This window comes from Microlunatus speluncae (genome assembly GCF_009299835.1).
Lineage (GTDB): Bacteria > Actinomycetota > Actinomycetes > Propionibacteriales > Propionibacteriaceae > Microlunatus > Microlunatus speluncae.
In genome coordinates this window covers 1-11,894 of the sequence record NZ_VKCZ01000007.1, presented here as the reverse complement: position 1 = coordinate 11,894, position 11,894 = coordinate 1, and the positions used below count along the sequence as shown (strand labels likewise).

Here is an 11,894-nt window from a genome sequence, read left to right as displayed (position 1 = left end):
CCGAGTCCCGCGCAAGATCGATTCCGAGCGGCACCCGCCGCCGGAACCCGAAGGAGTCGATCATGACCGAAACCCTCACCGCCGATGCCGTCCGCGAGGCCACCGGCCGCTACCTGCGCTTCTGGAACGCCGCACAGCCGGCCGAGCAGACCTTCACCGACGACATCGAATACGCGGCGCCGGTCGGCGTGCTGCGCGGCCCGGCCGCCCTGATCGACTTCCGGGATCAGTTCACCAGCCACGTCGGCGGCGCCGAGCTGCGACCGGTCGCCGAGCCCGAGGCCCACCATGATCGGGCCCGATTCAGCTGGGAGATCGTGGTCAAGGGCGAACGGTTCGCCGCCGGCACCGACGTGATCAAGATCGGCGCCGATGGCCGGATCGAGGCCGTCACCAGCTTCCTGGACCAGGCGCCCGCGGGCTTCCCGCTCGACCATCACTGATCACCGACCCGAAGGGACAAGATCATGATCTTGATCTGCCGGGACGCCTACGCCCGGCGGCACGCGGTCGCCGGCTGATCCCTACGCTGGTTCGCATGGCCGAGCAACTGACCGAACCGCCGCAGGACGTCGCCGATCCGGGCGAACTGGTGATCCAGTATCTCGATCACTACCGGGACACGGTGTGGCACAAGGTCGAGGGCCTCACCGAGGCCGACCTGCGCCGCGCGGTGCTGCCCAGCGGCTGGTCCATGCTGGAACTGCTGCACCATCTGCTGTACGTCGAGCGCCGCTGGCTGCAGTGGTGCTTCCTCGGCGTCGGTGAGGAACTGCCGCGCGGCGACTGGGATCTGGCGGCCGGTCGCTGGGCCGTCCCGGACGATCTGGCCGCCGAGACCGTACGCGCGGAGTTCTGGCAGGAGGCGGAACGCTCCCGGCGGCTGGTCGCGGAGCATCCGCTGGCCACCGTCGCGCAACGGACCCGGGACGAGGGCCTGCCGCCCCCGACCCTCGCCTGGATCCTGTTCCACCTGCTCCAGGAGTACGCCCGCCACGCCGGCCACCTCGACGCCACCCGCGAACTGATCGACGACTCCAACGCTCGTTGACCCCCGCATCGGGCCCGGTGCAGCGCCCGCGCAGCCGGGGCCCCTTCCGCGTCGCGAGGTGGGGCGGGCCAAGGTCCCACGCAACAGCGCTTCGCCCCTCTTCCTCGCGCTTCGCGCCCTCTGCAGGTGGCGCGGAGTCGGTGCAGGTGGCGGGAGGGCGGTCCGCTGGAATGTCGGAGCCTTGACGGGTGAGGGTTGCCACTTCGGGCCTCGGGGTGGGGAGTTGGTCCGCCGGCGCCACCGCGGGGCAGTGCCTCTGGTCCGTGGCAGCCAGTCGGCCGGTGAACGCTTGCATCAGGTCCCACCCCTTGCGCTTCGCCCCACCTTCTTGCCCTTCGCCCCTCTGCGGCCGCCGCGAAGGCCGAGTAGGTGGGGCGAAGCCCCAATTCGTGGGGGAGGCGACCTGCCCACGTGGGGCTTGTCCCTGCTGCGCCGCCGAGCGGGTTGGAGCCGGTTCGGCGGCAATCGCCCCGGGCGGAGCACCGCATAGGCGATCCCACGGGGCGCTTCGCACCACGTGCTCGTCCTTCGCGCCCTTTGCAGCTGGAGCGAAGGCTGAGTAGGTGGGGCGAAGTCCGGACTTCGTCTGCCAACTGGCCGGGGTCGGGGGCGGTGCTGCTGCGGCGTACGTCAAGCGGAGGTCAGGGCTTGGGCGGGCGGAGGGCGCGGGAGGCGAGGACGATGCCGATGCAGAAGATCGGCAGGACGCCGAGGGCGAGGGGGAGTGCGGTGACGTGGGCCAGCCCGCCGATCAGGGTCGGGCCGAGCAGGAAGCCGGTCCGGCCGGTGCCGTCGGCCAGAGCCAGGGCCGGTCCCGCGGGGGCCCCGGTGCGGCCGGCCTCGGCGGCCGCGGAGCTCAGGCAGACCGGGACGATGCAGGCGATGCCGAGCCCGTAGAGGGCGAGGCCGGCCAGCACGACGGCGGTCTGCCCGGCTAGCAGCCCGATCCCGAGGCCGGCGCCGCCGATCGCGGCCAGGACGGCCACCACCCGGGCGCCGCCGAAGCGGGCCACCCAGCGGTCGCCGAAGGCGCGGCCGACGAACATGGCCAGCGCGAAGGCGGTGTAGGCCAGACCGGCGATCTCCTCCGGCGCCCGGACATGATCACGCAGATAGAGCGGCGCCCAGTCCGCCGCCGCCCCTTCACACAGCAGGGCCGCGAACATGATCGCGGCGATCATGATCAACCTCGGGCTGATCCAGCTCAGCCGGCTGCCCCCGCCGCGGCCCGGCTCGGCCTCCGGCACGTGATCATCGGGGTAGAGCCAGCGGCCCAGGATGATCATGCCGATGATCACGATCACGCCCAGACCGGCCTGCTGCAGAGCCAGCGATACGTCGAGGACCAGTGCGAGCGAGCCGAGGCTGGCGCCGACCGCCGCCCCGATCGCCCAGATCGCATGGAAACTGGACATGATCGGGCGACCGTAGCGGTGCTCGATGGTGACCGCCTGGGTGTTCATGGACACGTCCATCGACGCCTGCAGGGCGCCGAAGATCACCAGGGCGCCGAACAGGGTCGGCAGCGAATCGGCCAGTCCCAGCAGCGGCGCGGCGGCGGCGAAGCCGGCCGTGGTGACGCGGATGACCCGGACGCTGCCCCAACGATTCAGCGCCTGGCCGGTGATGAAGACGGCGATCAGCGCGCCGACCGGCGCTCCCAACAGGGCCAGCCCCAGCGTCCCCTCGTGCAGGCCGAGCCGGTCCTTGATCGCCGGGATGTGCGGCGTCCAGGCGGCGAAGATCAGGGCGTTCAGGGCGAAGATCATCGAGTCCGCCCGCCGGGCGTGCCGGGCGGCGAGCGGTGCCACGAGCTTGACGACGCTAGACACGCTGCACCTCGATCCCGCGCCCGGCCAGCGCGTCGGTCTGCTCGGTCGGGGCACCGTCGTCGGTGATCACCGTGGTCACCCGGGACAGGTCCTCGAACCGGGTGAAGGCCCCAGCACCCCACTTGGCTGCGTCGGCGACGACGATGGTCCGCCGGGCGGCGGCGATGGCCGCGGTCTTGACCGCGGACTCGTCCAGGTCGTGGCCGGTCAGCCCGTCGGTGGCGTCGATGCCGCAGCAGCCGATCACGGCGGTGTCGAACCGGAGCAGGCCGAGCGCGTACACGGTCAGTGGACCGACGAACGCGTGCTCGACCGGGCGGACGTCGCCGCCGGGCACGATCAATCGGATCCCGGCCGTGTCCCGCAGTTCGGTGGCCGCGTGCAGGCCGAGCGGGATGACGGTCAGTCGTCGGTCGCGGAGCCGGCGGGCGACCTCGAGGGCGGTGGTGCCGCCGTCGATCAGTACGGTCTCGCCGTCGCTGATCAACTTCGCCGCGGCCTCCCCGATCCGCTGCTTGGCCTCGACCGCGGTGCTGGAGCGCACCGGATACGGCGTCTCCTCCGCGGTCGCCCCACTGACCGCACCGCCGTGCACCCGGCGCAGCAGCCCCAGTCCCGCCAGTCGGTCGAGGTCGCGCCGGATCGTCATGGTCGAACAGGCCAGTTCCCGTGCCAGGTCGTCGACGGTGACCCGCCCTTGCTCCCGTACCCCCCGCAGGATCACTTCCTGCCTGTTCGAACTCTCCATGTGTTCATTCAAACAAACTGCATGTGAGATGTCGAACGGGAAGTGGCTGCCCGGCCTCGAGCTTCAGGAACCTTGCTGACGCTCTATGAAGGTTGCAACGTTCACAGAGCGTCAGTTCCTCACGTCAACGTGAAAAACCGACGGCCCCGGGCGAAGGGAGGAGGAGGTTCGAGCCGTCCAGGTCGGTGGGGTCCGGGAGGCCTTCGCGGGCGGAGGTGATCCAGAGCCGGTCGAGGCGCGGGCCGACGAAGGCACAGCTGGTGGGGCGACGCACCGGCAGCGGTACGGAGAGCAGGCGGGCGCCGTCCGGGGCGAAGCGGTCCAGCCGGGCGGCGTCGTAGAGGGCGACCCACAGGCAGCCGGCGGCGTCGACGCACAGTCCGTCCGGCAGTCCCTCGTCCGGGTCGTCGGGCAGTTCGATCAGTCGCCGCGGCCGGCTCAGCGTCCCGGTTGCCGGGTCGTGGTCGTAGCCGAGGATCACCCGCTCGATCGAGTCGACCAGATAGAAGGTGCGCTCGTCGGGGCTCCAGTCCAGCCCGTTCGGCAGGGTCAGTCCGTCCAGCACCGTCTCGGCCCGCCAGGCCCCTGTCGCCGGATCGGGGTCCAGCCGCCACAGGGCCCCGTCGCCGGGGGTGAACGACCACTCGGTGCTGCCGGCCCAGAACCGGCCGGCCCGGTCGAGCTTGGCGTCGTTCATCCGGTGCGCGTCGTCGAGGATGATCAGTTCCTGATCGATCTCACCGGTCGCGGTGCAGCCGGCGAAGCCCTGCTGGGTGGCCAGCAGGAAGCCGCCGGATGCCCGCGGGGCGGCGGCGCCGATCAGTCCGTCGAAGCCGATGGTCCGGGTCGGGCCGTTGCGCCAACCGGTGCTGTGCACCTGACCGGCCAGGATGTCGACCCAGTGCACCGTCCCGGTCTTCGCGTCCCACACCGGGCCCTCGCCGCACCGGGCCGGCCAGCGCAGCACGACCTCCGGTTCCATGATCAACTCCGTTCCGAGTCGAGGGCGTCCAGCACTCCGCTGAGGTAACCGATGGCGTGCGCCCGGCCCCGGCTGCAATATGCCTCCGGCGAGGTGTCGCCCCAGGTGTCCAGGTCGCCGTCCAGCGCCGGCACATGATCATCGATGATGAAACCGGAGAAGCCGGCCCGGTGCAGCCGGCGCAGCGTCCGGGCAGGATCGAGATTTCCCTCACCCAGAAAGCATTCACTGAAGGTCGGTACGGTCCCGGCGACGTCGCGGAAATGCACATAGCCGAGCTGACCGCGCGGCCCGAGGTGATCGATCACCGCGTCCACGGCCGCCTGACCGCCCATCTCGGAGACGGTGCCGAGGCACAGTGTGAGACACCAGGCCGGGCTGTCGGCGTAGCGGTCGGCGATGTCGATCAAGGACTCGGGCGAGGTGAAGATCCGGGCGGTGCCGCCGAGCGGGGTGTCGACCGGCGGGTCGTCCGGATGCAGCGACAGTCGTACCCCGTGCTCCTCGGCCACCGGCAGGACGGCGTCGAGGAAGATCTCGTGGTTGGCCCGCAGCTCGGCCGCGCTGAGTTCCGGGTACGCGCCCGCCGGCGACAGTCCGGCGTAGTCGAGCGCGTTTCCGTGTCGCAGGGCCTGGTCGAGATCGAAGCCGGTGACCCGGGCGCCGCCCCGGCCCTCGGCCCGCATCTCGGTCCGCCAGACGTAGCCGGCCAGGAAGTTGTAGCCGAGCAGCCGGACCCCGGCGGCACCGAGCGCGGCGATCGTCGCGCGATAGTGCTCCAGCGCCCGGTCGCGGCCCGGCGTGCCGTGGATGATCGGCAGGAACTGATCACCGGGCACGTTCTCCAGCCCATCCAGGGTGAGGCCGTCGTCCTCGATCCGGCGCCGCAGCGCGATCACGTCGGCGGCGGTCCAGTGGCCGGCCGCGGCGTCCAGGTTGACCGGGTTGTGCAGCTGCACGCCGGTCAGGCCGAGCTGCCGGGCGAAGCGGGCGATCCGCTCGTCGTAATGATCGACATGGCCCATCGAGAGGGTGATCGGCATCGGCGTCAGTCCTCGAACAGATCGGGGTGGGCGGCCCGCAGGTCCGGCGCGTAGCGCAGCGCCCGCCGGGCATGTCGCCGGAGCAGTGCGGCACCGGACCGGCCGTCGCCGGCCTCGATCGCGTCGATGATCGCCCGGTGCTCGCCGATCAGCTCGGCAATGGTTCCCGGCCCGGGGAGGCTGAGCCGGCGGATCCGGTCCAGGTGCAGCTTCTTCTGGCTGGCTGCCTGCCACGCCCCGGGATAGCCGCTGAGCGCGAAGACGGTCCGGTGCATCTCCTCGTCCGCCTCGAAGAAGCCGTCCAGGTCTCCGGCCCGGTGCGCCCGCTGCTGCCGGGCCACGCTGGCCCGCAACTCGCCGACGTCGCGGCCGGGCAGCTTGCAGACCTCACGCAGGCAGGCGATCTCGAGGTGCTCCCGGACGAACCGCGCCTCCTCGGCCTCGGCCATCCGGATCCGCGCCACCCGGGTGCCGACCTGGGGCACCACCTCCAGCAGCCCTTGATCGACCAGCCGTCCGATCGCCTCCCGGATCGGGGTCCGGCTGACCCCGAGCCGACGGGCCAGCTCCGTTTCGGACAAGGCGGATCCGGGGGCGAGGTCGAGGCGGCGGATCGCACTGATCAAGGTCGCGTAGACCCGGTCGGAGGCCCGGGTCTCGGCCGATCCGCGCGCGACCGGACGCAGCGCGAGGTCGAGTCTGCCGGTGTCCGTCGTCACCTGATCATGGTTGCAGGTCGGATACTTGTATGCAAGTATGCGAACGCTCCCGAAGCCTCTCACTCACTCGAGGAAACGATCATGGTGCGACCCCGTCGTCGTCGGCTGCCCCTGATATTGGTCCTCGGCCTGGCGTTGCTCGCCACAGCCGTGCCCGGCCCGAATGCCGCGGCCGATCCACCCGCTGAGCCGGCCGTCGGCCCCGGCCCACTGACCGGCGACGTGCACGCCTCATCGGCTGCCGCCGGTGCGGCTGCCGAACTGGCCCTCGACGGCGACCCGGGCACGGCCTGGGCGCCGGCCGCCGACGACGAGGAGCCGGTGCTCCGGCTCGATCTCGGCCGCCCGGCCTGGCTGACCTCGGTCCGGGTCGACTTCACCCGGGTCGCGGAGCGGTCCGTGATCATCGAGGCCTCGGTCGACGGCGACGACTGGGTCCGGGTCGTCGACCGGGCCGGCCTGGTCGGCCGCAGTCTCGGCGAGCCGCTCTCCGGGATGTTCGGTCAGTTGCGGGTCCGGATCCAGGGCGAACGGGACGCGCGGGCGGTCGCCGAACTGGTCGTCGCCGGCTCGACCCAGGGCCTGGACCTGGCACAGGGCCGACCGGCCGAGGCGACCAGCGCGGCCGACGGTCACGAGGCCCGGCTGGCGACCGACGGCAGCACCGGCACCCAGTGGCGGGCCGCGACCGGGGGCACCCAGACCCTGACCGTCGATCTTGGCAGCCCGGCGCTGGTCACCGGGGTCCGGCAGCGCTTCGCCGAGCGCGGCGACTGGTCCTTCCGGATCGACGGATCGCCGGACGGCGCGCAGTGGACCAAGATCACCGAGACCGCGGCGACCGGTCACCTGTTCGCGGCCGCGGTCCCCGGTGATGACGGCCAGGCGCGGTTCCGGCTGATCCGGCTCACGATCACCGGCGCACCCGAGGGCGTGCCGGCACAGAGCGCGGGGCTCGAGGTGTACGGCTATCCCGATCTTGCTCTCGGCTCCATCGCCACGTCGGTGTCGGCGCCGGCCTACCCGGCCGAGTTCGCCGTCGACGGCGACGATGCCACCACCTGGATCGGCTCCGACAGCCGCTTCCCGAAGACGCTCGAGATCGACCTGCGCGGCCGGGTGCAGCTGCGCCAGCTCCGCCAGGTCTTCCACGACGAGGACCTGTACACGTACCGGATCGAGGCGTCGGTCGACCGCAAGTCCTGGACGAAGCTGGTCGATCAGGCCGAGCCGAAGCGCGGCAAGGCGTTCGTGCACGACGTCGAGGGCCACTACCGCTACCTGCGGCTGGTCGTGCTGTCCGGCAACGGGCGTTGGGCCTCCAGCATCGCGTTCGAGGCGCTGGGGCTGCCGATCGACCGTGATCTTGCTGCCGGGGTGCCGCTCACCTCGAGCAGCAACGTCCGCGGCCACGAGCCGGCCCGGGCGGTCGACGCCGACCCCGACTCGTACTGGCAGGCCACCACCTCGCGCCGATCCAGCCTGACCGTCGATCTCGGCTACCCGGCCGCGCTGAGCCGGATCGAGCAGACCTTCGCCGCCCGGGACGCCTGGAACGTGATCATGGAAGGCTCGGCCGACGGCCGCGGCTGGACCCGGCTGGCCCGGTCCACCGGCGGCGAGCCGCGCCGCGACTACGCGGCCGACGTCTCGGGGACGTACCGCTGGATCCGGCTGACCGTCGCCGGCAGCGCGAACGGCAACCTGCCCAGCTCCACCTCGCTCCGGGTGCTCGGCGTCGGCTCGCCGGTCGCGACCGACTGGTGGGAGCGGACCGGCCCGGTGAAGCGCTACTTCCCGAAGCAGTACGGGCTGCGCTGGACCGAGATCGAGAAGCAGTTGCCGGAGTTGCGGCGCCAGGGCTTCGAGGCGCTGGAGCTGGCCGGCTTCAAGGAGGGCCCGAGCGAGGAGTTCGCCGGACTAGGCGCCACCGACAACTTCGCGGTCGCCTCCGAGCTCGGCACGATGGCCGAGTTCCGCAGCCTGATCGACGCCGCGCACGAGCAGGGGCTGAAGGTGATCTTGTTCGAGAACCTCGGCTACGCCCACGTCACCGCGCCCGACTTCCAGCAGGCGATCAAGGATTTCGCCGCCGGCAAGGACACCCCGATCACCCGGAATTTCGTGTTCAGCAAGGAAGAACAGGGTGATCGCTGGTATCGGGATCCGGGCACCGGCGTCTGGTACTACGCGTTCTGGGGCGAGCGGCTGCCGAGCTTCAACTGGGAGACCGCGGAGTGGCGCAACGAGGCGGCGAAGATCCTCCGGTTCTGGATGGATCGCGGCGCCGACGGCGTCGGCCTGGACGCGCCGGTCGTCTACTGGGGATTCACCCGCGAGCTCAACAACACGTTCATCACCGACGTGCTACGCGACTACAACCCGTCGATGATGGCCGAGGGGATCAACACCAACTACGAGGGAAAGGTGCAGCAGACCTACCTGGAGATGATCAACGACTGGGGCTACACCACGGTGCAGGACCTGTCGATCAACTTCTGGGGCGACGCGAACCGGAACAAGATCGTTCCGGCCATGATCAAGGAGGATCCGAGCGGGCTCGACGCGGCGTTCCGGACCAGCCGGGACGCGGTCGTCGGGGCCGGTGGTGTGCAGGTCGAGGCCCCGGGCTGGGAGGCCGACCTGACCGACGGCAAGCCGGATCCGGCCAAGGTGGTGCCGGCCCAGCAGCGGTTGCTGGAGTTCGCCACCCTGACCAGCGCCGGTTCGCTGTTCTACATCAGCAACGGCTATCACCTGTATCGGCCGGAGGAGCAGACCATCGCCGGCTGGACCGATGATCAACGCGAGCAGCTGGCGGCAATCCAGCGGGCGCAGACCGCCGATCGGTCACTCGAGCCGGCCGGCGGCCGGGTGCAGTTGAGCACCGACGACGCAGCAGTGTGGGCCTTCCTGCGCACCGACCGCAGTGGCGGGCTGACCAGCCTGGTGATCTTGAACTACGGCGCCGATGCCCGGTCGGTGACGGTCGACCTGGCCGGCACCGGGATCGGCACCGGCGCCCGGCCGTCCGATCTCGTCGGCGGGCGGGAGCTGCCGGCGGTGACCGGGGATGCCTACACCGTGGAGATCGACGGTCACGGGTACCTCGAGCTGGCTGTCCGGTGAGGGCCCGGCCGGCCGCTCCGCCGCCGGTCGACAGCTTGCGCAGCGACTGGCAGACCCCGGCCGCCGAGAAGTGGTTCTCGCTGCCGGTGCTGCAGAACTTCGTCGGCACCGTGCAAGCCGCCTGGGGTCCGACCGGCGTGCAGAACTGGCACGCCCCGCCGACCGCGCTGCCGACCCCGGTCGGCCTGCTCTACCGGCTCGACCCGGCCGACGGGTCGAGCCGGTCCGTGCGGCGGGTGGATCCGGCCGGCACCTCGTACCAGATCGCGGCCGCCGAACTGCTCCGCCGGCACCCGGTGGTCAGCACCACGACCCGGCTGGCGCCGCCGGCCGCGGATCCTGATCCGATCACCGGCGCCGACCTGGTCGAGCGGCTGACCTTCCATCAGGCCGGCACGTACGCGATCGTCTTCGGCGGCCTGTGCCGGGTCTGGGGGTACGGCAGCTACTGGAACCTGCCGCCGGAGGACGTGCCACAACTCAACGTCACCGCCGCCGGCGACAGCATCGTGATCACCGACAACAAGACCTTCGGCCGGGCCGTGGTCCGCGGCGGCGCCGGCGCCCGGATCGAGACCTACCAGCGGCTGGACGATCTGTACGCCGGCCGCCCGTGCTCCGGGCCCGGTCGGCTCGCCGCTTTCGTGATCACCGTCGAGCCGGGGGACACCTTCTCCTGGTCCGCGCGGCAGGGAGTCGATTCGGTGATCACCGCACCCGAACCGGACGCGGTCGGAGGCACCGCGATCGACGCCTGGGAAGGGGTCTGGCAGTCCGCGTTCACCGACGACGATGATCATTTCTCCGGTCGGCTGCCGGCGATCACCTTCGACGATGCCGAGCTTGATCGGCTCTACTACGCCGGGATCCTGGCCCTGATCCACGGCCGGCGGACCTTCCGTGATCTTGGTCCGCGGGCTCGGTTCGCGACCGGTGGCCAGGCGATCTGGACCGAGGACCGGGAGCCGCTGCGGGTCGGCTACACCACCGGCGCGACCGACGGTGCGGCAACCACCAGCTTCCTCTGGGAGCTGCACCAGGCCGCGCCGCTGCTCAGCCGGCTCGACCCGGTGGTGCTGCGGGAGCAGCTGGAGCTGTTCCTGCGGGTCGGCGTGGATCGCAACTGGGGCGTCGATCTGCTCACCGGCCAGGGCGTCGGGATGTGGTACGGCGTCAACGACGGAGCCATCCTCGCCGCGGCCGCCGATTATCTCGCCGGCACCGGCGACCTGGCCTGGCTTGACCGGTCGTTGGGCGACGTCACCGTTCGGGAGCGACTGCTGAGCCATGTCGACCGGCACCGCGAACTGGCGGCCGGTGCTGAGCTTGCCGACTACGGCGGCTCCCACAACGTGCTGGAATGCGTCAGTTCCTACGAGCACGGCGTCGCGTCGTTCAACGCGCTCGCCGCCTGGTGCCACCGCTTCGCCGCCGGGATGCTCGATCCCGAGCGGTCCGCCGAGCATGAGGCGGCCGCGGCCCGGATCGAGCGGGCGGTGCTCGGCCTGTTCGCCGGCGGTCCGTTCCGCTGCCGTACTCCCTCGGGTGATCGCGAAGTCCGCACCTGCCTCGACTTCATCTACGTCGGCCGCTACCTCACCGATGCGCTGGATCAGCCGACCCGGGCGGCGATGCTTGAGTTCTTCACCGCCGAGCTGGCCACCGAGGACTGGATGCGGGCCCTGTCGCCGAAGGACACCGACAGCCTGACCACCGAACTGCCGGAGTTCCAGACCTTCCGGGCCGATCACCAGTCCACCGGCGCCTACGGCGGCTGGCCCGGCCTGTGCGCGGACGTCCGGCTCCGCTTCGGTGATCATGAAGCGACCCTCGACTGGCTCCGCCGGATCAGCCGGGTCACCCGCGAGGGCCCCTTCGGCCAGGCCTACTGGGTCGGCCTTCCGGATGCCCCGGCCGAGCCCGCCCGCAAGGCGAGCTTCTTCAACGGCAACTGCTCAACGCTGGTCTCCGGCTGCACCCTGACCACCACCCTGCTTGATCATTTCCACACACCTTGACGCCGACCGGCCCAGCCGCCCTGGGCCCCGGGGAGCCCCGTTCGCCGTGCGTTTCTCGACCGGGGTGGACTGTCGCACGTGCTCGGGGCGCGTTGGCGTGTGTTTCTCGACCGGGGTCGACTTTCGCACCTGCCCGGGGTCTGCTGGCGTGTGTTTCTCGACCGGGGTGGACTTTCGCACGTGCTCGGGGCGCGTTGGCGTGCGTTTCCCGACCGGGGTGGACTTTTCGCAAGTGCCCGGGGCCCGTTCGCCGTGCGTTTCTCGACCAGGGTCGACTTGAACCGCCCCGGGTTTTCCGGGTACCTCGGTTTGTGTCTCTACCCGGTCGGGATGAGACGGTTTCTTGCAGCGTAGTGGGTGGTCTCGACTTCG

The 11,894-nt window shown here is 71.0% G+C and carries 9 protein-coding genes; 4 read left to right on the top strand and 5 right to left on the bottom strand.

From position 1 onward, the window contains the following. Positions 1 to 62 precede the first annotated feature (62 nt). Both FNH24_RS09710 and FNH24_RS09705 read left to right on the top strand, forming a co-directional pair. A complete protein-coding gene (locus tag FNH24_RS09710; RefSeq protein ID WP_152361982.1) occupies positions 63 to 443 on the top strand; it encodes an isomerase in 381 nt (126 codons plus the stop codon). A gap of 95 nt (positions 444 to 538) precedes the next feature. Continuing rightward, positions 539 to 1,051 carry a DinB family protein gene (locus tag FNH24_RS09705; protein ID WP_152361981.1) on the top strand — a complete coding sequence of 171 codons (513 nt, stop codon included), beginning with the start codon at positions 539 to 541 and terminating at the stop codon, positions 1,049 to 1,051. A gap of 641 nt (positions 1,052 to 1,692) precedes the next feature. Here the strand turns inward: FNH24_RS09705 and FNH24_RS09700 are convergent. From FNH24_RS09700 to FNH24_RS09680, 5 genes are all read right to left on the bottom strand, one after another. Then, on the bottom strand, positions 1,693 to 2,883 hold the full coding sequence (locus FNH24_RS09700) for an MFS transporter (RefSeq protein ID WP_152361980.1): 1,191 nt from the start codon (positions 2,881 to 2,883) through the stop codon (positions 1,693 to 1,695). After that, positions 2,876 to 3,631, bottom strand: a complete 756-nt coding sequence (locus FNH24_RS09695) for a DeoR/GlpR family DNA-binding transcription regulator (RefSeq protein ID WP_152361979.1) — start codon at positions 3,629 to 3,631, stop codon at positions 2,876 to 2,878. Before FNH24_RS09695 ends, FNH24_RS09700 begins: the two co-directional genes overlap by 8 nt. Positions 3,632 to 3,755: 124 nt before the next feature. After that, positions 3,756 to 4,613 (bottom strand): SMP-30/gluconolactonase/LRE family protein, encoded by an 858-nt coding sequence (locus FNH24_RS09690; RefSeq protein WP_152361978.1) that lies wholly within the window; start codon positions 4,611 to 4,613, stop codon positions 3,756 to 3,758. 2 nt (positions 4,614 to 4,615) lie between these two features. Beyond that, entirely contained in the window at positions 4,616 to 5,656 is a 1,041-nt protein-coding gene (locus FNH24_RS09685) for a mannonate dehydratase (RefSeq protein ID WP_152361977.1), read from the bottom strand. A gap of 5 nt (positions 5,657 to 5,661) precedes the next feature. Then, positions 5,662 to 6,375 carry a GntR family transcriptional regulator gene (locus FNH24_RS09680; RefSeq protein ID WP_217428137.1) on the bottom strand — a complete coding sequence of 238 codons (714 nt, stop codon included), beginning with the start codon at positions 6,373 to 6,375 and terminating at the stop codon, positions 5,662 to 5,664. An 81-nt stretch (positions 6,376 to 6,456) separates the two neighbouring features. Between FNH24_RS09680 and FNH24_RS09675 the strand changes: the two genes are divergently transcribed. Together FNH24_RS09675 and FNH24_RS09670 are read left to right on the top strand one after the other, a co-directional pair. After that, complete coding sequence (locus FNH24_RS09675; RefSeq protein ID WP_161606068.1) at positions 6,457 to 9,504, top strand: discoidin domain-containing protein; 3,048 nt, start codon at positions 6,457 to 6,459, stop codon at positions 9,502 to 9,504. Beyond that, the gene (locus FNH24_RS09670) at positions 9,501 to 11,522 is read left to right on the top strand and encodes a hypothetical protein (protein WP_152361975.1); all 2,022 of its coding nucleotides are present in this window, start codon (positions 9,501 to 9,503) and stop codon (positions 11,520 to 11,522) included. Before FNH24_RS09675 ends, FNH24_RS09670 begins: the two co-directional genes overlap by 4 nt. Positions 11,523 to 11,894: the final 372 nt, after the last annotated feature.